This is a genomic window from Sphingomonas hankookensis (genome assembly GCF_028551275.1).
GTDB lineage: Bacteria > Pseudomonadota > Alphaproteobacteria > Sphingomonadales > Sphingomonadaceae > Sphingomonas > Sphingomonas hankookensis_A.
Genome location: NZ_CP117025.1, coordinates 564,060 through 584,218, shown reverse-complemented (window position 1 = coordinate 584,218; position 20,159 = coordinate 564,060). Strand labels below are relative to the sequence as shown.

Genomic DNA, 20,159 nt, shown 5'->3' with positions numbered 1-20,159 from the left:
GGCTCGCAACCCCTTCGGGAACGAACCTGCCACTACGTTGCTGAACGCGGTTTGAATGTCCGGGAGCGCCCTAGCGTTCCCGGCCACCGAATTCGCGGAGATAGCCGTTCTCCGGCGACAGGATGATCGACGTCGTTCCGCTCTGCCCCGGCGCGCCGGCAAAGGTCGCGCGATAGGACTGCATCGCCCGCCAGAAGGCGTAGAAATCGGCGTCCTTGCCGAAGCTGGCGGCATAGATGCGTGCCGCTTCCGCCTCGGCATTGGCGCGCACGACCTGCGCGTCGCGCTGCCCCTGTGCCTGGATCGTCGCCGCTTCCTGTTCGCGGGCCGACCGCATCCGCGCCAGCGCCGATTGCAGCGGGCTGCCATCGGGCAGGTCGGCATGCTTGATCCGCACGTCGACGATTTCGGCACCATATTGCCGAGCGGTCCGCTGCAGCGCGTTCTGGATATTGTCCATCACCGCGCCGCGTTCCGGGCTGAGCAGCGCCGCGAACGGACGACGGCCCAGTTCGGCGCGCAGCGCCGACGACAGCAGCGGTTCGAGCTGGTTGGCGACGCGTTCCTCGGTATTGGCGGTCGAACCGGTCGAGATCACCGCCTGCAACGGATCGACGATGCGGAACCGGGCAAAGGCGTCGACCTCGAGCCGCAGCTGGTCGGTCGACAGCACCGGCTGGTTGTTCAGCTCGATGTCCAGCACCCGCTTGTCGATCCACACCACGCGGTCGAAGAACGGAATCTTGGCGACCAGCCCGGCCCCGGTGCGGCCGAACGGCTGTTCGGCGCGATAGGGATTGAGGATGCCGACCGGCTGCTGGAAGCGCAGGATCACCGCCTGGCGCGTTTCCGGCACGATCACGATCGTGCTGAACAGCAGGATGACCAGCACCAGCAGCGCGATGCCCGCCGTCATCGGATTGCGGAGCGCGCGGTTCATCGTGCCGCTCCCGTCGCTTGCGTGGACTGGGCCTGCGGCGCCGGGGCCGGCGCCTCCGGCTCGGGGGTCGCCTGTTGCTGGCGACGGACCTCGGGCAGCGGCAGATAAGCCTGAACGCCGGGCTGGACGATCGTCTTGTCGGCGCGGTTCAACACCTGCTCCATGGTCTCGTAATAGAGCCGCCGGCGCGTCACGTCGGGGGCCATGCGATATTGTTCGTAGATCTTGTCGAATTCGGTCGCATCACCTTGCGCCCGCGCGATCACCTGCTGCGCATAGGCGCGCGAGCGGTTGAGGTTCGACTGCGCCTCCTGCTGCGCCGCCGTCACCGCCTTGAACGCGTCGTCGACCTCGGCCGGGGCCTGCGCCTTCTGGATGCTGACGCCCAGCACGCGCACGCCCGACTGATATTCGTCGAGCAGCGTCTGCATCCGGGTCTGGACGTCCGCCTCGATCTCGCCACGGCCCGAACCGATCGCCTGCGTCAGGTTCTTGCTCGCGACCGCCGCGCGCATCGCGCTTTCGGCCACCGCGCGAACGGTTTCCTGCGGGTTCTTGATCTCGAAGACATAGTCCTCGGGGCTCTTGATGTTCCAGCGCACCGAATAGGCGAGGTCGACGATATTCTGGTCGCCGGTCAGCATCAGATTCGCCTGATTACCGCCCGCCGGGAAACTTTCGGTGCGGGTGTTCTGCACGTCCTCCACCTGCACCCGCATGATCGGTGCTGGCAGCGTGAACTGGATGCCGGGATTGAGCGTGCCGGTATATTTGCCGAACATCGTCACGACGCCGCGTTCCTGCGGGCCGATCGAATGGAAGCTGGTGAAGGCGATCCATACCAGGATCAGCGCGGCAACCGCCGCCAGCCACAGCCGGCCGGCATTCGCCGGAAAGGACGGGCCGCCGCCCGGACCGCCGCTGCGCGCGCGCTTCAGGAAATCGTCGAGCGAGGTCGATCCGCCGATCTTGCCGCGCTTGCCCGCCGGCGGCATCGACCAGGGATTGCGCGGGCCGTCATCGCCGCCACCGCCGCCCGATCCATTACCGGAATCGCCTCCGCCGCCCCATGGGCCCTTGTCGCTCATCCCCAGCACTTGCGCGCGTGCGCGCCGCCCCATGATCCATCGCATCCATCCTTTATAGGGGGCCGCCTTGCGTTTTACAGTGGTAACGCGCCGTTCGAACGCTACATCGCCGCCATGGCTTCCGCATCGAACCCCGCCGCCGCGCTCGACGCGCTGCTTGGCCCCATCGCGGCCGGACGCGCCACGGTCCGCGTGACCGGCGATTCGGCGAGCATCATCCTCGACGTCACCGGCCTGCCCCCGGCGGCGCGCGACGCGCTGGAGGCCGATGTGAAGGCGGCGGCCTCGACCGCGCCCGGCATCGCCAGCGTGCGCGTGGCGCAGACCAGCGAACGGGTGCAGCAGCGGATCATTGCCGTCGCCAGTGGCAAGGGCGGGGTCGGCAAATCGACGCTGTCGGCCAACCTCGCCATCGCGCTGGCGCGCAGCGGCCGGAAGGTCGGAATGGTCGATGCCGACATCTACGGCCCGTCGCAGCCGCGCCTGCTGGGCGTCGAAGGAATCAAGGCCGAGGCGCATGACAAGAAGCTGGTCCCGGTCGCGACCGGGGTCGGCGTGCCGCTCTTGTCGATGGGGCAGCTGGTCCCGGGGGGCCAGGCGATCGCGTGGCGCGGACCGATGGCGGCGGGCGCGCTGACCCAGTTGGTCGACGCCCATTGGGAGATGGTCGACACGCTGGTCGTCGACATGCCGCCGGGCACCGGCGACGTGCAGCTGACCATGATCCAGAAGCACAAGCCGGCCGGCGCGGTGATCGTGTCGACGCCGCAGGACCTGGCGCTGATCGACGCGACGCGCGCGATCGACCTGTTCACCAAGGCCGGGGTGCCGATCATCGGGCTGGTGGAGAATATGGCCGGCTATTGCTGTCCGCATTGCGGGGGGCTGTCCGATCCGTTCGGGACCGGCGGGGCGGAGGCGAAGGCCGAGACGCTTAGCATCCCGTTCCTCGGGCGCATTCCGCTGACGATCGACATCCGCACCGCGTCGGACGCCGGAACGCCGCCGGCCGCCGGGAACGGGGCGGAAGCAGAGCCGTTCCTGTCGATAGCCGCCAAGGTCGGCGACTGGCTGCAGAGGAACTGACATGCTCGACGACGATGGCATCCGCACCCTGCTCACCGAGGCGCGGACCATCGCGCTGGTCGGTGCGTCGGACCGGCCCGACCGGGCATCCTATGGCGTGATGGCCTATCTCCAGCAGCGCGGCTACCGCGTGATCCCGGTCAATCCGCAGATCACCGGCGAGCATCTGCACGGCGAGTTCGTGTTCCGCGACCTCGACCAGATCGGCGAGTCGATCGACATCGTCGACATCTTCCGCAATTCGGCCGCCGCGGGTGAGGCAGTCGACGCGGCGATCGCGGCGGGCGCGAAGGCGGTGTGGATGCAACTGGGGGTGGTCAATGCGGAAGCCGCTGCGCGGGCGGAAGCTGCGGGGTTGCAGGTGGTGATGGATCGTTGCCCGAAGATCGAGATTCCGCGGTTGGGGATCGGGAAGGTCGGGTAGCTGCACCCACCCGTTCGGTTCGAGCAGCTTCGAGCTTGTCGAGAAGCGTCCGTCGAGAACCCGGCCGCTTTGGGCACGCCCTTCTCGACTTCGGTTCTCGACAGGCTCGAACCTGCGCTCGAAGCAAACGGGAGTGGTTTGGTTGTACCTCAAACCCGCCCGCCCAGCACCCGCGCGAACAATGCCAGCATCCACCCCGTCGTGCTCACGAACAGCGCCGGATCATAGCGCGGCCCCTCGTCGCGCAGGAAGGCATGCTGTGCATTCACCTCATGCCATTCGTACCGCGTCCCCGCCGCCTCCAGCGCGTCGCGGATCGCCTGCCTTCCGGCATAGGGCACATGCGGGTCCTGCCGCCCCCACACGAACAGCATCTCCGCGCCGATCTCACCGATCCGCGAAAGGCTGTCGTCTGAGCGCCCTTCGCCCAGCGTCCCCGAATGGATATCGGTCGGGTAGAAACAGGCCGCCGCCAGCACCCTCGAATCGAGCGCGGCGCGATAGGCCAGGTGCCCGCCAAGGCACACGCCCGCGACGCCGATCCGTCCCGAGCAGGCGGGATGCTGCGTCAACCAGTCGATCACCAGCGTCGCATCGGCGTCGAACCCTGCGACCGGCTTGGTGAATTTCAGGTCGTTGCCGCGATCGGTGCCCGGCTGGTCATAGGCCAGCACCGTGCCGGGCGCTTCATATTCGTGATACACTTCCGGCACCGCGACGACATAGCCGTGCCCCGCGATGAACGCCGCCAGCCGGCGGATCGGTGCGGTCACCTGATAGATTTCGGAATAGAGCACTACGCCGGGAAACCGCCCCTCGCCCACCGGACGAAAGACATGGGTACGCATCACGCCGCCTGTCGCGCAGGGCAGGTCGGCAAATTCGTCGCTGAGCAGGATCATGCGCGTGCCGTGCCGCCGGCGGGATCGACTGGCAAGGGGGGAACCGGGTCGCCGGGCATCGTCACCAGTTCCAGGCGCTGCGGCACCGTGCCCATCTCGATCCCCTCCGCCCGGAAACGGGTGAGCAGTTCGAGCAGGATGTTGCTGCGCGCGCGGTAGGCGGCGCGCGGCGATTCGACATGCGCGAAACAGTTGAACGCGATGCGATCGTTGACGATCGCGTCGATGAACGCACTGGGCGCGGGGTCGTCCAGCACCGCCTCTTCGCGTGCAAACGCATCCAGCACCAGCTGCTGCACCGCCGCCGCATCGGCGTTGATCGGAACCGAGAACTGGATCTGGATGCGCCCCAAGGGGCTGGCCAGCGTCTTGTTCAGCACCGATTTGGTGATGAGTTCGGAATTGGGCACGATCAGCGTCGAATGATCGGCGAGCGTGATCTCGGTCGATCGCACGCTGATCCGCTTCACATCGCCCTCGTCGGTGCCGACCCGGATCAGGTCGCCGATCTTGATCGGGCGTTCTGCGAGCAGGATCAGCCCGGAGACGAAATTCTGGGTAATCGCCTGCAACCCGAACCCGATGCCGACCGACAGCGCGGAGAGCAGCAGCGCGATCCGCTCCACCCCGATGCCCAGCGACGCCAGCGCCCAGATCACGGCCAGCGCGATACCGACATAGCGCGCGACGAGGCTGACCGAATTGCGCCCGCTGCCATCCAGGTCGGTGGCGGGCAGGTAGCGCCCCTCCAGCCAGCGCATGAAGCCGCGCACCAGCGCCAGCCCGATCGCCAGCACGACGATGCTGCGCAGGATCGCACCGGGCGAGATGGTGACACCGCCGATCTGCACCCCGCGCGCAAGGTCGCCCAGCCGGGTCAGCGCGTCGGACACGCCGCTGCCGCCGAACGGCAACAGCCACAGGGCGACGGCGACGACCGCGATCAACACCCGCAGCACGCCCGAGAGCAGCACCCCGAACTGGTCGACCGTCCCGCCGCGCAGGCCGAGGCCCCGGGTCAGCGCGGCGCCCAGCCGGCTGCCCCGTTCGAACACCGATGTCGCGACATCGTCGGTCGCGGCGAGCACCAGATAGACCGCCGCGCCCAGCACCAGCGTCCATGCCGCCATCTGCCCCACGAACAGGCTGAACCCGACATAGCCCGCCGCCAGCGCCAGCAACGCCACCCCGGCGATGCTCCACGCGAACAGCTGCATCGCCGCCAGCCCGGTATGCGCCGGGGCGTCGGCGGCGCCCTCCTCCGCCGCGTTCGCCTCGGCCCGCATCCGGCCCAGCGTGAACAGGCTGCCGGCGATCAGCAGGATATGCGCCAGCGCCAGCAGCGAATGGGTCGCTATGCGGATCGCCGGACTGGTGCCGATCGCGGTGTCCGCGGCATCGAGCGCGATCACACAGCCGGCCAACCCCGCCAGCACGAAGGAATAGGGCCGGAACCGCGTCGCCACCGCATCGCTGACCGGCGCGATCCGCCAGCTGGGGCTGCGCCGCATCAACGTCGCGCCCAGCACCGCGCTGGAAAAGGCCGCAAAGCCGATCGCCACCAGCCATTGATCGAGCATCGGGTCCCAGCGCGACGCGACCAGCCCCGCCCAGCGCGCACCGGTCAGCAGCGCGGCGGCGGCCAGCAGCGGCGCGAGCGTGCCGACGAGGATACGGCCGAGCGCATTGGCCGACCGCCGCACCCGCCGCCCCGGTGCACCCTCGATCAGCAGGCGCTGCCCGACCCGTGCCGCCGCCAGCCGCGCAGGGCCCAGCAACAGGATCGCGATGGCGAAACCCAGCAGCGCCGGCCAAGCCTGTGCCCAGGGCGCGGCGCGGATCGTCGCGACCTCGGCCGCGACGAAGCGTTCGATCCGGTGCAGGTCGCGCGGCATCGACCGCAGGATCGCGCTCCAGAATGCCGGCGTCAGCGGCGATGCACCGCGCCCGAACAGCTTCTGGTTCAGCTCCGCCGCCTGCCCTTCCTGAATCTCGTCGATCAGCTGCTGCGCCTCCACCGACAGCAGTTTCGCGCGCTTCGTCGCCGAATCGATCGTCGTGCGTTGTCGGGTGAGTGCCGCACGCTCGTCGCGGATCGCAGGGTCCTCGCCCGACGATGCCGGACCCAGCTGCGCCAGCCGCGCCTCGATCCGTGCCATGTCGCCGGTCAGCTGTTGCGCGGTGTCGAGCGTGCTCGCCCGCACCGCCTGTGCCCGGGCGCGCAATTCGTCGCGGTCGCTGCGTTCCAACCGGGTATCGAGCGCGCCGTCGACCCGGCCCAGTTCGTCGGCCGCACGGTCGAGCATGCTGCCATAGTCGGGGGCGGCCACGGTCTGGGCCAGCGCGGGCACACTCGCCGCCGCCAGCAGCAGCGACAGGAGGCAGCGGAGCAACGTTCCGATCATGCCCCCTCGCTATCGCGATCGACGGCCGCGGACAATCGCGGCCATGGCGATGTGCGGCGGCCCACGCTAAATGGCCCGATGCTGCGCATCACCGAATTGAAACTACCGCTCAACCATCCCGAAGAGGCACTGGCCGCCGCGATCCGGGAGCGGTTGCGCATTACGCCGCGCGACCTCGTTCGCTACACCATTGCGCGCCGGGCGCATGATGCGCGCGACAAGGATGATATCCAGCTCGTCTATTCGGTCGACGTGACGGTCAGGAACGAAGGCCAGGTGCTCAACCGCACCAAGCGCGACCGCAATGTCGCCACGACGCCCGATACCGGCTATCGTTTCGTGACCAAGATGCCCGCCGATTATGCCGGGCCGCGCCCGATCGTCGTCGGCGCGGGGCCGTGCGGATTGTTCGCCGGGCTGATCCTGGCGCAGATGGGGTTCCGCCCGATCATCCTCGAACGCGGCAAGGTTGTGCGCCAGCGGACGCAGGATACCTGGGGCCTGTGGCGGCGGAGCGAGCTGAACCCCGAATCGAACGTGCAGTTCGGCGAGGGCGGCGCCGGCACCTTTTCCGACGGCAAATTGTGGAGCCAGATCAAGGACCCGCGCCATCTGGGCCGCAAGGTGCTGACCGAATTCGTGAAGGCCGGCGCGCCGGAGGAAATCCTGACCGAGGCGCATCCGCATATCGGCACCTTCCGCCTCGTCACCATGGTCGAATCGATGCGCGCGACCGTCGAGGAACTGGGCGGGGAATATCGCTTCTCGCACCGGGTCGACGATATCGAACTGGAGGAACGCCCGGACGGCACCCGACGGCTGACGGGGCTGAAGCTGTCGACCGGCGAGACGCTGGCGGCGGACGGTCCGGTGGTGCTGGCGCTGGGGCACAGCGCGCGCGACACGTTCCACATGCTGCACGATCGCGGGGTCTTCCTCGAACCCAAGCCGTTTTCGATCGGCGTACGTATCGAGCATCCGCAAAGCTGGATCGACCAGGCCCGCTTCGGGGCGTGCGCCGGCCATCCCGACCTGGGCGCGGCGGCCTATACGCTGTCGCACCATTGCGCCAACCAGCGCACCGTCTACAGCTTCTGCATGTGTCCGGGCGGCACGGTGGTGGCGGCGACGTCCGAACCGGGCCGGGTCGCGACCAACGGCATGAGCCAATATTCGCGCAACGAACGCAACGCCAATTCCGGCATCGTCGTCGGCATCGATCCGGCGCGCGACTATCCGGGGCACCCGCTGGCGGGAATCGCGTTCCAGCGGCAGCTGGAGGAACGCGCCTATGCCGCGGGCGGCGGCGATTATCGTGCGCCGGCGCAGCTGATCGGTGATTTTTTGGCCGGGCGGCCATCGACCGCGCTGCGCAGCGTGCTGCCCTCCTACCGGCCTGGGGTGACACTGACCGACCTGTCCGAATGCCTGCCCGAATTCGCGATCACCGCGATGCGCGAGGCACTGGTCGCGTTCGGGCGGACGATTCCGGGCTACGACCATCCCGATGCGGTTATGACCGGGGTCGAAACCCGCACCTCGTCCCCGGTGCGGATCACGCGGGGGGAGGATTTCCAGAGCATCAACACCGCCAACCTGTTTCCGGCGGGCGAAGGCGCCGGCTATGCCGGCGGCATCCTGTCGGCGGCGGTGGACGGGATCAAGGTCGCCGAAGCGGTCGCCCGCGCCATGATCGCCAAAGGCTGAGGTCAGGCGATCGGCACGACCGGCGCGGCGACCGACAGCAACAGCGTGGAGACGAGCAGCGCACCGAACAGGGCGGCGACGTGCTGGCGAAGGGTTTCGGTACGGATCATGGTGGCTACTCCCTGGTGCCGTGCGAGCCATCTCGCCGGCTATGCACATTGCATTGCAGGGGGCGTGCCAATTAATATGTTATTGATTTGTAACAATAGTTTTTACAAAGTGCACGGTGTTGGCAATTCTTGCCGGTGCATTACCCCATTTATCAGCCATTTTCGCCAACCGATTGGTTGCGGCCATGGCGCTTCGCCTCGTACAAGAGGGCATCGACCCGCTCGATCGCCGACAACAGCCTTTCGCCCGGCGTCATCGTGACCAATCCGGCCGACAGGGTGATGCCGTTGACCAGCGTATCGCTCTCGCGCAGGCGATAGCGGCGCTTGCCGACCGCGATCCGCGCCTTTTCCAGGAGCGCCCGGGCCGCGCCGGTGCCGATGCCGGTGATCAGCACGGCAAATTCCTCCCCGCCATAGCGCGCGACCAGATGGCCGGGGCATTCGCGCGCCAGCGTCGTCCCGATGGCGCGCAACACGCGGTCGCCGACCGGATGGCCGTGCTGGTCGTTGATCGCCTTGAAATGATCGACATCGCACATCGCGATATGGACCGGCCCATGCTGGGCAGCCTCGACCGCTTCCTCGAAGGCGCGGCGATTGGGCAGGTCGGTCAGCGGGTCGCGGCGCGCATCGTCATGCGCGGCGGCCAGTTGTTCGCGCAGGTCGCTCGCCTCGCGCGTCGCCTGTTCCAGCCGCGCCTCGGCAATCTCGACCCGCGCGCGCATCGCGGCGGTGATCCGTGCCAGTTCGGCAACGGCGGCATCGGTGCTGGCGATGGGGGTCGAGCGTTGCAACGCATCGGCGCTGGCGGCCAGGTCGCGGCCGAAATCCTGCGTTTCGCTGCGGATTTCCGACACCATCGTCGCAAAGCCCGCGACCTGGCGCAGCGTTTCGGTGACCAAAGCTTCGGCGGCGGCGATGTCCGGTTCGGGGGTCGCGGGAGCGGTCGGCGTCACGGGCGGAGCATTGGGTCGCCCGGCGGCGACATCCGCCGCCCCGTCGATCGCATTGCCCAACTGTTCGACCTCGCCGCCGGTCAGGCGGATGCCGCCATCGGTCCGCCGCGCAACCTCCAGCGCCAGCGCGCCCGCCGGTTCGCTGACGACGCGGTAGGCGAAGCTGTAGTTGAGCGGCGTGGGATCGAGCCGCTGGTCCTCCAGAAAAGCGAGGACGGCATGGATCAGACCGTGTCCGGCCGATGCCCCACCGTCGCCGATTTTTTCCAGATACACGCCCGGCCCCTCTGCCCCCACCCCGCACCCGATGTGCCGGATTGTACGGAATGGGCGTAGCGCGCCTTTGCTAAAATCGGGTTTCGCGGAAATTTACCCTAAATCCACGATTGCGGCGGGCGGCTCAGCCGCGCCTGCCCAACGCGCGCACCGCCTCCAAAGTCGAGCGGACATGATCGGCCGGGTTCATGTCGGAATGGACGAAGGCGATCTTGCCATCGCGGTCAATGACATAGCTGGTGCGCGTGGTCATGGTGCGCGGCTTGCCATCGGCACCCGCCGGGCGGTTGAGGGCCACGTCGAATCCCTGGATCACGCGCGGCCCCGCGCTCGCGACAGCGAACCGGCCGGCGCAATGGGCCTTCGAAAATTCCTGCAGCTTGCCGATATCGTCGGCCGACATGCCGATGACGGTCGCGCCGGCCGCCTTGAAATCGTCGACCGCGTCGGCGAACGCCTTTGCCTCCGCATTGCAGCCGCCGGTGAACGCCGCCGGGAAGAAATAGAGCACCACCGGACCTTTACGCAGCTGCGAGCGCAGGTTGAGCGTGAACGCCTTGCCGGCGATCGCGGCCTTGGTCGTGAAGTCGGGCGCGCGAGCACCGGGCGCCAGCGCGGCGGACAGCGGGGCAGCGAACGGCAGGGTCAGGGCAGCGGCGAACAGGGCGAGACGCATCGAGTAGGTTCCTTGCGCGAAGTTGCCTCATTCTAGCAGCTTGGCCGCGGCGCGCCAGCGGCTGGCCTCAGCGGGTGAAGGCGACTCCCAGCCGCGCGCTGGACGAGCGCAGGGCGTAATCGTCGATCGCCTCGCCATAACCGGCAAAGGCCTGTCCGAAAACGTACAGACCGGTGCGCCCGACGGGAAAGGACAGGAACAGCTCGCCCGCGCGGCGGCTGCCCAGCGGATTGCGCAGCGTGGCGGCGATGCGCAGCCCGTCGACCTGTCCGATCGCGCCACCCAGCGACCAGTTGCCCCAATAACGGTCGAGATCGCGATAGCCGGTGCCGACATAGGTCCATGCCCTGGGCGTCGCCTCGACCCGCCAGTCGTCGCCCAGCGGCAGGACATAGCTGGCCGAAGCGAAGATCCGGTTCACGTCGATCGACCCGGCATCGCGCCCGTTCGAATCATGCGCATAGCCCGCCGCGGCGACGATCCGGTCGTCGATCTGCCGCTGATAATAGACTTCGGGGCTGTAGTTGGTCGATCGGAACGGCCCCGACGACCGGTCGATGGCCCAGAACATCGTCTGCGTCCACGCCAGCCGCACCCCGTCCAGCGCGCCGGCACCGTCGAACGGGCGGAAGGCGAGGCTCAGTTGCAGCTTGGCGCCGTCCGACCCCAGCCCGAACGCACCATAGATCGGTTGGTGCGGTTCGAACCGGGCGAGCAGGCCCGACGCCTGACCGCTCGCGGTCGCGACCACCGTTTCGCCCTTTGGCGAGGCCGGTGCCGAAGTCGCCGCGACCGCCACCGGGGCAATGCGGTAGCGGATCGCGCGGAAGCCGCCCGGCGCGACCCGGGCGGGGGCGGTGTCGACCGGCACGATCCTGAGCGGCACCTGATCGGCGGTGACGACCTCCATCGGCGCCGGCGTGGCGTCTGCCTCGCTCGCCCCTTCGTTCAGGACGAACACCGTCACGCCGCCTTCCGCCGCCGCGACCGAGGCGGGCGGTTCGGCGACGATGCGCAGTTGCGGCTGGGCGGCGGCGGCGAGCAGGGTGAGAGCGATCATGCACGTGATGTGACAGGCATTTGCGACAACCGCGAGCATCGTTTGCGCTTTGTCGGCGTCACCGCCTATCTGGGGGTTCCCAACGCAAAGGCCCGCCATGCCCGTCACCGCCGCCGACCTGACCCTTGCCGCCCAGCTGGCCGACGCCGCCGGCGCCGCGATCCGCCCGCGATTCCGCAGCAATTACGGGCTGGAGATCAAGGACGATGCCTCGCCGGTGACGCTGGCCGATCGCGAAGCGGAGGCGGCGATGCGTGCGATCATCGAGCGCGAACGCCCCTCGGACGGCATCCAGGGCGAGGAATATGGCGTGTCGGAGGGGACCAGCGGGCGCGTATGGGTGCTCGACCCGATCGACGGCACGCGATCGTTCATCGCCGGGCGGCCAATCTTCGGCACGCTGATCGCGCTGGTCGAGGACGGCTGGCCGGTACTGGGCGTGATCGATCAGCCGATCATCGGCGAACGCTGGGTCGGCGCGGTCGGGCGCGGCACGACCTTCAACGGGCAACCGGCCCGAACCCGTCGCTGTCGCGATCTTGCGGATGCGCTGCTGGCGACCACCAGCCCGGCGCTGTTCGACGACGGGCAGCTCCACGGGTTCGAACATGTCGAGGCCAAGGTCCGATCGACCGTGCTCGGCGGCGATTGCTATTCCTATGGCACGCTGGCGTCCGGCCATATCGACCTGGTGGTGGAGGCGGGGCTGAAGCTGCACGACTTCGCCGCGCTGGTGCCGGTCGTCGAGGGCGCGGGCGGCACGATGAGCGACTGGTCGGGCGATCCGCTCCATGCCGGCAGCATCGGTGAGGTCATTGCACTGGGCGACGCCGCGCGGCTGGAGGATGTCGTCGACCTGCTCGGCTGTCGCGGCCACTGACGATTTTCTTCGCAACCGGGCGCGCGCCGCATCGTTGGGACGGCACGCCCCCCTTTGCGAAGGATCACGTCATGGGATTGTTTTCCAAGGATATTGCGACGCTCGACGATCTGTTCGTCCATCAGCTGCAGGATGTCTATTATGCCGAGAACCAGATTCTGAAGGCATTGCCCAAGATGGCGGCCAAGGCGACCGACCCCGAATTGAAGGCCGGGTTCGAACGCCATCTGGCCGAAACCGAAGGGCAGATCCGCCGGCTGGAGCAGATATTCCAGCTGCACGGCGCGACCAAGAAGGCGGTCAGCTGCCCCGCCATCGACGGCATCATCAAGGAAGCGAACGAGGTTGCCGGTGAAATCGGCGACAAGAAGGTGCTGGACGCCGCGCTGATCGCCTCGGCACAGGCGGTCGAGCATTATGAGATCACCCGCTACGGCACGCTGATCGCCTGGGCTCGGCAGCTGGGCCGCGAGGATATCGCCGCGCTGCTCGCCGAAACGCTGGCCGAGGAACGTGCCACCGACGAGAAGCTGACGACCATGGCCGAGCACAAGGTCAATGCGCAGGCCGAACTGGCCGAGGCATGAGGTGGGCGGGGCGGTCGCGAGGCCGCCCCGGTTACTGCGGGCGACTGGTCAGGATCGGACGCCCGTTGCTGGGGCACACCGGCATCCCCATCAGTCCGCAACGCGGCGTTCCCTGCCGCAGGCCGTCGGCCTTGTGGTCGAATTCGGGCGTGTCGTCGTCGAGGCGATAGCGGTCGTTCTTGCGATCCGGACAGCCCAGTGCCCGGGGCGTCACGATGCAGTTGACCGGATCGGCGACGCCGAGCTTGGTCGGTGTTGGCGCCGCCTGCGCCATCATAAGCAGCACGGATAGCAACATCGACGCCCCCATCAAAGATCGTTCGTTCCGAACGTCTTGGCGAAACTTTGGTTGCTACCGCGCCAGCGGTCGCGCACGGCCGATGCTGCCGCCCCTGCGGGTCGAGGCGGTCACCCCGACAAAGCCACACCCTTGCAGGAACGCCGCGGTTCCGCAGGCCGGTTGCGGCACGGCGAGCAGGCGCTCCCGCTCGCCCAGCGCGTCGACCGCCTTGGGATCGCCTTCTGCCGGAGGGGTGACCAGCGGAACGCGGAACCGGTCGGCGGTCCGCGCGGCGCACACCACGATCTCGTCCGGATCGGCGTCGATGCGACAGGGCTGGACGACCTGGGTCATGCTGCGCGCCCGCGCCATCATCGCGGCGGCGGCTCCGCCATCCTGCGCCATCGCCAGAAGCATCGCCCACGCCGTCATGCCCGTGCCTTTCGTCGCCGATACACAAGGTTATCCACAACATCCCTTGCCCGACAAGGGCAGGTCGCCTATCGCCGCGTTTAATCCGTTTAACGGCCGGGAGCTTCGTCCAATGCAGCCTGTCAGCAACACCCTCGATCGCGTGCTCGTCCTCGAAATGGTGCGCGTCACCGAAGCGGCGGCGATCGCCGCGTCGACGCTGGTCGGGCGGGGCGACGAAAAGGCGGCCGACGCCGCCGCGGTCGAAGCGATGCGCGCCGCGCTGAACGAACTTTACATGGACGGCACCGTCGTCATCGGCGAGGGCGAGCGCGACGAGGCACCGATGCTGTTCATCGGCGAGAAGGTGGGCCTGGGCAAAGGCCCGGAGATCGACATCGCACTCGATCCGCTGGAGGGCACCACGATCTGCGCCACCGCCGGCCCGAACAGCCTGGCCGTGCTGGCGATCGCCGAAAAGGGCGGCCTGCTCAACGCCCCCGACGTCTATATGGACAAGATCGCCTGCGGTCCGGGCTATCCCGCCGGGATCATCGACCTCGACAAGTCGCCGACCGAAAATGTGAAGGCGGTGGCGAAGGCCAAGGGCGTCGATCCGCACGACATCATCGTCTGCGTCCTCAACCGTCCGCGCCACGAAGCGATGATCGCCGAACTGCGCGCGGTCGGCTGCGGCGTGATGCTGATCGGCGACGGCGACGTGGCCGGCGTGATCGCGACCAGCGACCCCGACACCACCATCGACCTCTATATGGGCCAGGGCGGCGCGCCGGAGGGCGTGCTGGCCGCCGCCGCGCTGCGCTGCACCGGCGGGCAGTTCAAGGGGCGGCTGGTGTTCCGCAACGACGACGAACGCGCCCGCGCGGCGAAGTGGGGCGTGACCGACCTCGACAAGCAGTACGACCTGACCGAACTGGCGCGCGGCGACTGCATTTTTGCCGCGACCGGCGTGACCGACGGGTCGCTGCTCGCCGGCGTCAAGCGGATGCCGGGCAAGATGACGACCGAGAGCGTCGTGATGCGCGCCAGCTCGGGCACGGTGCGCTGGGTGAAGGGCGAACACCGGCTGTAAGGGGCGGCTGCAAAGCAACCACCGTACCCCCGCGCAGGCGGGGGTCCAGGGTTCCACGCGCCGCGCTGCGTTGTTGGCTCTGGACCCCCGCCTGCGCGGGGGTACGCGATTCAGTATGGCCACGACCGCGCAACCCATGGGTTCACGCCGCGTTCAATGCGCCGATCCTACCCCTGCCCCATGATCTGGAGACGCCCCATTCGCCCGCTCGCGCTCGCGTTCGCCCTTGCCGCCCCCGTTGCCCTGCATGCGCAGGCACCGCAGAACGACCTTGCCTCGGTCCAGCGGCATCTGGCGGCGACGCAGACGATGACCGCGGATTTTTCGCAGACCGACCGCAACGGCCGGGTGCTGACCGGCAAGCTGACGCTGAAGAAGCCGGGCAAGATCCGCTTCCAATATGAGAAGGGCGTGCCGATCCTGCTCGTGTCGGATGGCAAGTCGCTCTACTTCCTCGATTATCAGGTCGGGCAGAAGCAGCGCTGGCCGATCGGCAACTCGCCGCTCGGCATCCTGCTGAACCCCGAACGCGATGCGTCGAAATTCGCGAAGGTCGTGCCGTCGAACGATCCGCGAATCGTCAGCGTCGAGGCCTATGATCCGAAACGCCCCGAATATGGCCGGATCACGATGATCTTCGCGCGACAGCCATCCGCGCCCGCCGGGCTGATGCTGCAGGGCTGGGTCGCGCTCGACGCGCAGGCGAATCGGACCACGGTGCGGCTGACGAATCAGCAGTTCAACTTGCCGGTCGCGGACAATGCCTTCCGCTTCAACGAACCGCGCCGCGTGCGCCGCTAACGCCTGATCCACTGACGTGGAGGCGGTACCGGCCCGCTCCCCCGCCCCGCCACCCGCGCAGTATCCTGACGGGTGACGGAGTGGGGGAGTGGGGGAGTGGGGGAGTGGGGGAGTGGGGGAGTGGGCCGGTACCGCACCATGGTTCAAAGCCAGCCAATACGGCCAAATTCCAAAAAATACGCATGACGTTCATCTTGGCGACAGGTTTCTGACCCTATGAACGTTTCTGCGGCGTTGGGGCGCGTCCGGGATTTTCCCCCCTGTTGCCCGGGTCTCCAACGCCCGCCTGCGTGACCAACGCTAGGTCGGCCCTCGCTCCATGCCCCCGGAGCGGGGGCCTTTCCTTTTGCGCCGTCCGCCATCTGGCGCGAGCGCATTTGCGGCGATACAGGCGGTGGCCATGGACACGCTTTCGGTCGCTTCGTGGAACATCAATTCCGTCCGCTTCCGCATGGACATTGTCGAAAAATTCCTGCGCGAGGCGCAGCCCGACGTGCTGTGCCTGCAGGAGACGAAGGTGGTGAACCAGGATTTCCCGCACGATCCGCTGCGGCGGCTGGGCTATACCCATATCGCGATCAACGGGCAGCGGATGCACCACGGGGTCGCCGTCGTGTCGAAGGTGCCGCTGGCCGAGGATGACCGGCTCGACTGGCAGGCCAATGGCGAGGCGCGGCATATCGGCGTGCGGCTGGCCAATGGGCTCAGGATCGAGAATGTCTACATCCCGGCGGGCGGCGACGTGCCCGACCGCGAGGTGAATCCGAAGTTCGGGCAGAAGCTGGACTTCATCGAACGCATGACGACGTGGTCGGCGGGGCTGGCGGGCATCCCGACGCTGCTGGTCGGCGACTTCAACATCGCGCCACTGGAAAGCGACGTGTGGAGCCACAAGCAGCTGCTCGACGTCGTCAGCCATACCCCGATCGAGGTCGAGGCGCTGGGCCGGTTGCAGGCGGCGAACGACTGGGTCGATCTGGGGCGGCAGTTCATTCCGGCGCCCGAGCGGCTGTTCACCTGGTGGAGCTACCGCGCGAAGGACTGGGCGGCGTCGGATCGCGGGCGGCGACTCGACCATATGTGGGCCAGCCGCGACGTGGCGGCCAAGGCGACGGCGCACCGCGTCCACGAGGATTGCCGCAACTGGCTGAAGCCCAGCGACCATATCCCGATCGTCACCGAGTTCGCATTTTGAGCGAAACCCGCGACGTTGCCCGCGCGATCGATGCGCTTCGCCGCGGCTGGGCGATCGCGATCGCGGCGCCCGGCGAGACGGCGCTGACGCTGTTGCCGATCGAGACGGCGGACGCCGAACGGCTGGCGCGGTTCGACCCCGTTGGTCAGGCGCATATCCTGTTGTCGTTCGGGCGGGCGGAAACGCTGCGCATCGTCAACCAGCGCGCGGCGGCCGAGCCAGACCAGCCGGTGTCGATCCGGCGCGAGGCATGGACCGATTTCGCCGCCGCGACCGCGCTGGCCGATCCGCAGCTCGATCTCGCCACGCCGATGAAGGGGCCGTTTCGCGGGATCGACTCGCCCGCCCCGCTTGCCGCCGCCGCCGCGCTGCGGCTGGCGCGAGTCGCGGGGCTGCTGCCGGCCTTCTTTGCGGGTGGTACGGGCGCCGAGGTGACGATCACTCCGGCGGCGATCGACGCGCATGAGGATGCGAACCGGTTGGCCATCGTCGCGCGGGCGAAGCTGCCGGTGGCAGGTGCCGAGCAGAGCGAGATCGTCGCCTTCCGCACGCCCGATGCGGCGGGCGAGCATGTCGCACTGGTCATCGGCCAGCCCGACGGGCGCCCGCCGCTCGTCCGGCTGCACAGCGAATGCCTGACCGGCGATGTGCTGGGCAGCCTGAAATGCGATTGCGGGCCGCAGCTGCACGCCGCGATCCACGCCATATCGCACGCGAACTGGGGCATCCTGCTGTATCTGCGGCAGGAAGGGCGCGGAATCGGACTGGTCAACAAACTGCGCGCCTATGCGTTGCAGGACCAGGGATTCGACACGGTCGACGCCAATACCCGGCTGGGCTTCGCGATCGACGCGCGCGATTTCGGGGTGGCGGGGCGGATGCTGTCGTTACTGGGCCAGCGGCAGATTCGCCTGCTGACCAACAACCCGGCCAAGGTCGCCGGGCTGGAGGCGACCGGCATCACCGTGGTCGAACGGGTTGCACACCATCTCCCCCCCAACCCCCACAACGAACGCTATCTGGCAACCAAGCGCGACCGGACCGGGCATCAGTTGTAACTACCTGATCCCCCGTCTGGCAGCGAGCGAGTAGCTACCGGCTCTCCGACTGCAGATAGGCGATCAGATCGGCGCGCTCCATCGGGTCGCGCACGCCGGCAAAGGCCATGCGCGTGCCCGGCACCACCCCCGCCGGTGCGGCGAGCCATGCGTCCATCCGCGCCGCATTCCAGCGTCCGCCATGGTCGATCAGCGCCTGGGTATAGCCGAAGCGCGGGTTGCTCGCGACGGCGCGGCCCATCATGGCGTGGAGGTTGGGACCGGCGAGCGACTGCCCGCCTGCGCCGATGGTATGGCATGCCGCGCACTGTCCGAACGCGCGGCGGCCGGCATCGACATTAGCGACCCGCAGCAGCGCGGCCAGATCGGGGTTCGGTCCGACGCTGCGCAACCGTCCGGCCCGGTCGGCATCGCCGCCGCCGCAGCCGGCCAGCAGCAGCAACGCAACCATCGCCAGCCGTCGCATCAGCGGTTCCGGCGGAGCGTTTCCCACGCAATCCGCTGCAACGCGACCGCCTGGTTCCCGGTCAGGCCGAGATCGGCGGCCGAGCGTTCCTTCGCACCCAGGCGGCGGACGTCATAGCCGGTGACGCGACCGAAGACGGCCAACGCCTCCAGATAATAGCCGGCGGTGCTGCCATGATAATGATCGTCGGCCCACAGCCCGAGCTTGCCGGGATCGATCCCGTCATAGGGGTTGGCGTCCGCCACCCCGGTTGCGATCGCGCGGTTCCACGCCAATCCCACGGGGATCGTGCCCGAGATTCCCGGGGTCGTCCGCGCGACTCGGCGATTGGCGGCGGCCAGGTCCTGCGCCATGGTCGCGATCGGCTTGCCCGACCAGCGGCTGCCGGAACGATAGGTCAGGTCGGCGCGCGACCAGGTTTCGACCAGCTTCACCTGCGCCCTGGGATTGCGCGCGCGGACCAGCGCCGCCAGCTGGCCGGCGGCAATGCCATGCCGCGTCGCATCGCCCGGCTTTTCCGCGTCGAGCGTCGAATAGCCCTGCAGGATCACCACGTCCCAGCGCCGGTCGATCGCCGCGCGCTTGTTGGCGTAATGGAACGCCAGATCCTTGCCCGGCGAGGTTTCGAGCGACACCGTCCAGTCGAGCCCGGCCTGTTCGGCGAAGCTGCGAAACAGCGCGGGCACGCCACCAATCCCGTCGCGGTTCAGGTCGGTTACGCTGGCGGGGCGGTAGTGTTCAACCGGCGAGCCTGCGCCGAAGGTAAAACTGTTGCCGATGAACAGGATGTCGCGGGCGGCAGCGGGCGCGGCGACGAGCAGGAGGGCGACGACGCCGGAGAGAAAGCGAACCATCGCGGCGCTATAGCCGATCGCCACGGGGCGGCCCACCCCGGCGTCAGGCGGCGGCCGCCGCCGCGAATTCGCCACGCAGATCCTCGATCGTGTCGTTCAGATGCCGGGTGAGCATCGCCTGCACCGTGTCGGCATCGCGCGCCAGCCACGCCTCCAGCAAGGCGCGATGTTCCTCCTGCGCGCGGTCGCCGCGGCCGGCGGGACGGAGGTGCGCCACGACATAGCGTTCGGCGAGCACCGACAGCCGCTGCACCAGCTCGATCGTCAGGTCGCGCCCGGCGGCGGCCACCAGCGCGGCGTGGAAGGCGCGGTTGCGCGCCGCCGCGTCGAGCAGGTCGGCGTCGCTGCCATCCTTCAGCCGGTCGAACGCCTCGACCGCTGCCGCGCGGTGGCGATCATCGGCATGGCGCGCGGCATAGGCGGCGGCGCTCGGTTCCACCGCGATGCGCAGTTCGTAGATTTCCTCGGCCTGCAACGCCGACATCGGCCGCACGGTATAGCCGCGATTGGCCTGTCCGGCGACGAGGCCTTCCTGTTCGAGGCGGGCGAGTGCCTCGCGAAGGGGAATCTTGCTGACGCCCAGTTCGCTGGCTAGCGCATCCTGCCGGATCGGCACGGTTTCGGGCAGCGCGCCGCTGACGATACGTTCCCGCACGATTTCGAACACGCGATCGGACAGGGTTCGAACGAGAATGGTCACGCTGCATTCCTTTGCGAAGCGGTCCGTTGCCGGCGCGCGGGGTGAGGTCGCCCGTCACCGGGTCATCCGAAAGTAGTACATATTCAAAAACTACTAGTGCAGGCAATCCCTTGTGACAGCGGTTACCCCAACCGGATCGATGGCATCGATTGCACGGACCGGCGCAGGGCGCTTGTCGCGTGGCGGGCGTCGTGAAACGAT

The 20,159-nt window shown here is 68.2% G+C and carries 21 protein-coding genes; 9 read left to right on the top strand and 12 right to left on the bottom strand.

From position 1 onward, the window contains the following. Nucleotides 1-70: 70 nt before the first annotated feature. Together hflC and hflK are read right to left on the bottom strand one after the other, a co-directional pair. Entirely contained in the window at nucleotides 71-940 is an 870-nt protein-coding gene (gene hflC, locus PPZ50_RS02910) for a protease modulator HflC (RefSeq protein ID WP_066689914.1), read from the bottom strand. After that, the gene (hflK, locus tag PPZ50_RS02905) at nucleotides 937-2,073 is read right to left on the bottom strand and encodes a protease modulator HflK (protein ID WP_066689913.1); all 1,137 of its coding nucleotides are present in this window, start codon (nucleotides 2,071-2,073) and stop codon (nucleotides 937-939) included. Before hflK ends, hflC begins: the two co-directional genes overlap by 4 nt. A 69-nt stretch (nucleotides 2,074-2,142) precedes the next feature. On the opposite strand from hflK, the gene PPZ50_RS02900 reads away from it, so the two are divergent. Next, on the top strand, nucleotides 2,143-3,114 hold the full coding sequence (locus tag PPZ50_RS02900) for an Mrp/NBP35 family ATP-binding protein (protein WP_084401516.1): 972 nt from the start codon (nucleotides 2,143-2,145) through the stop codon (nucleotides 3,112-3,114). 1 nt (nucleotide 3,115) lies between these two features. After that, nucleotides 3,116-3,538, top strand: a complete 423-nt coding sequence (locus PPZ50_RS02895) for a CoA-binding protein (RefSeq protein ID WP_066689912.1) — start codon at nucleotides 3,116-3,118, stop codon at nucleotides 3,536-3,538. 149 nt (nucleotides 3,539-3,687) lie between these two features. Here PPZ50_RS02895 and PPZ50_RS02890 read toward each other — a convergent pair whose 3' ends face one another. Then, nucleotides 3,688-4,440 carry a dienelactone hydrolase family protein gene (locus PPZ50_RS02890; RefSeq protein WP_066689911.1) on the bottom strand — a complete coding sequence of 251 codons (753 nt, stop codon included), beginning with the start codon at nucleotides 4,438-4,440 and terminating at the stop codon, nucleotides 3,688-3,690. Next, complete coding sequence (locus PPZ50_RS02885) at nucleotides 4,437-6,845, bottom strand: DUF3772 domain-containing protein (protein ID WP_066689910.1); 2,409 nt, start codon at nucleotides 6,843-6,845, stop codon at nucleotides 4,437-4,439. The genes PPZ50_RS02890 and PPZ50_RS02885 overlap by 4 nt, the downstream gene beginning before the upstream one ends. A gap of 78 nt (nucleotides 6,846-6,923) precedes the next feature. Between PPZ50_RS02885 and PPZ50_RS02880 the strand changes: the two genes are divergently transcribed. Then, a complete protein-coding gene (locus tag PPZ50_RS02880; RefSeq protein ID WP_066689909.1) occupies nucleotides 6,924-8,552 on the top strand; it encodes an NAD(P)/FAD-dependent oxidoreductase in 1,629 nt (542 codons plus the stop codon). 262 nt (nucleotides 8,553-8,814) lie between these two features. On the opposite strand, the gene PPZ50_RS02875 is transcribed toward PPZ50_RS02880, so the two are convergent. The 3 genes from PPZ50_RS02875 to PPZ50_RS02865 all read right to left on the bottom strand — a co-directional run bounded on the left by PPZ50_RS02875 (nucleotide 8,815) and on the right by PPZ50_RS02865 (nucleotide 11,633). Next, complete coding sequence (locus tag PPZ50_RS02875) at nucleotides 8,815-9,897, bottom strand: GGDEF domain-containing protein (RefSeq protein WP_066689908.1); 1,083 nt, start codon at nucleotides 9,895-9,897, stop codon at nucleotides 8,815-8,817. Nucleotides 9,898-10,021: 124 nt separating this feature from the next. After that, nucleotides 10,022-10,573: a peroxiredoxin gene (locus PPZ50_RS02870; protein WP_066689907.1), complete on the bottom strand. Its 552-nt coding sequence runs from the start codon at nucleotides 10,571-10,573 to the stop codon at nucleotides 10,022-10,024. Nucleotides 10,574-10,640: 67 nt separating this feature from the next. After that, on the bottom strand, nucleotides 10,641-11,633 hold the full coding sequence (locus tag PPZ50_RS02865) for a phospholipase A (RefSeq protein WP_066689906.1): 993 nt from the start codon (nucleotides 11,631-11,633) through the stop codon (nucleotides 10,641-10,643). Nucleotides 11,634-11,730: 97 nt separating this feature from the next. Here PPZ50_RS02865 and hisN point away from each other — a divergent pair, with 97 nt between their 5' ends. Further along, entirely contained in the window at nucleotides 11,731-12,513 is a 783-nt protein-coding gene (hisN, locus tag PPZ50_RS02860) for a histidinol-phosphatase (protein ID WP_066689905.1), read from the top strand. Between the two features lie 71 nt (nucleotides 12,514-12,584). After that, on the top strand, nucleotides 12,585-13,100 hold the full coding sequence (locus PPZ50_RS02855; protein WP_066689904.1) for a YciE/YciF ferroxidase family protein: 516 nt from the start codon (nucleotides 12,585-12,587) through the stop codon (nucleotides 13,098-13,100). A gap of 31 nt (nucleotides 13,101-13,131) precedes the next feature. Here PPZ50_RS02855 and PPZ50_RS02850 read toward each other — a convergent pair whose 3' ends face one another. After that, the gene (locus tag PPZ50_RS02850; RefSeq protein ID WP_126014250.1) at nucleotides 13,132-13,398 is read right to left on the bottom strand and encodes a hypothetical protein; all 267 of its coding nucleotides are present in this window, start codon (nucleotides 13,396-13,398) and stop codon (nucleotides 13,132-13,134) included. Nucleotides 13,399-13,452: 54 nt separating this feature from the next. Continuing rightward, nucleotides 13,453-13,812 carry a hypothetical protein gene (locus PPZ50_RS02845; RefSeq protein WP_066689902.1) on the bottom strand — a complete coding sequence of 120 codons (360 nt, stop codon included), beginning with the start codon at nucleotides 13,810-13,812 and terminating at the stop codon, nucleotides 13,453-13,455. 112 nt (nucleotides 13,813-13,924) lie between these two features. Between PPZ50_RS02845 and glpX the strand changes: the two genes are divergently transcribed. The 4 genes from glpX (at nucleotide 13,925) to ribA (ending at nucleotide 17,938) form a co-directional block, all read left to right on the top strand. Beyond that, nucleotides 13,925-14,884 (top strand): class II fructose-bisphosphatase, encoded by a 960-nt coding sequence (gene glpX, locus PPZ50_RS02840; RefSeq protein WP_066689901.1) that lies wholly within the window; start codon nucleotides 13,925-13,927, stop codon nucleotides 14,882-14,884. Between the two features lie 180 nt (nucleotides 14,885-15,064). Next, on the top strand, nucleotides 15,065-15,685 hold the full coding sequence (locus tag PPZ50_RS02835) for a LolA family protein (RefSeq protein WP_066689900.1): 621 nt from the start codon (nucleotides 15,065-15,067) through the stop codon (nucleotides 15,683-15,685). A gap of 400 nt (nucleotides 15,686-16,085) precedes the next feature. Further along, nucleotides 16,086-16,880 (top strand): exodeoxyribonuclease III, encoded by a 795-nt coding sequence (locus PPZ50_RS02830; protein WP_066692737.1) that lies wholly within the window; start codon nucleotides 16,086-16,088, stop codon nucleotides 16,878-16,880. Then, on the top strand, nucleotides 16,877-17,938 hold the full coding sequence (gene ribA, locus PPZ50_RS02825) for a GTP cyclohydrolase II (RefSeq protein ID WP_420038511.1): 1,062 nt from the start codon (nucleotides 16,877-16,879) through the stop codon (nucleotides 17,936-17,938). The genes PPZ50_RS02830 and ribA overlap by 4 nt, the downstream gene beginning before the upstream one ends. Nucleotides 17,939-17,972: 34 nt before the next feature. Here ribA and PPZ50_RS02820 read toward each other — a convergent pair whose 3' ends face one another. From PPZ50_RS02820 to PPZ50_RS02810, 3 genes are read right to left on the bottom strand one after another with little or no spacing between them, the layout of a single operon-like run. After that, nucleotides 17,973-18,404 carry a c-type cytochrome gene (locus PPZ50_RS02820; protein ID WP_066692736.1) on the bottom strand — a complete coding sequence of 144 codons (432 nt, stop codon included), beginning with the start codon at nucleotides 18,402-18,404 and terminating at the stop codon, nucleotides 17,973-17,975. After that, nucleotides 18,404-19,333, bottom strand: coding sequence for a PEP-CTERM sorting domain-containing protein (locus PPZ50_RS02815; protein WP_241215500.1), 930 nt, complete (start codon nucleotides 19,331-19,333; stop codon nucleotides 18,404-18,406). Before PPZ50_RS02815 ends, PPZ50_RS02820 begins: the two co-directional genes overlap by 1 nt. Then, complete coding sequence (locus PPZ50_RS02810; RefSeq protein WP_066692733.1) at nucleotides 19,302-19,958, bottom strand: GntR family transcriptional regulator; 657 nt, start codon at nucleotides 19,956-19,958, stop codon at nucleotides 19,302-19,304. Before PPZ50_RS02810 ends, PPZ50_RS02815 begins: the two co-directional genes overlap by 32 nt. Nucleotides 19,959-20,159: the final 201 nt, after the last annotated feature.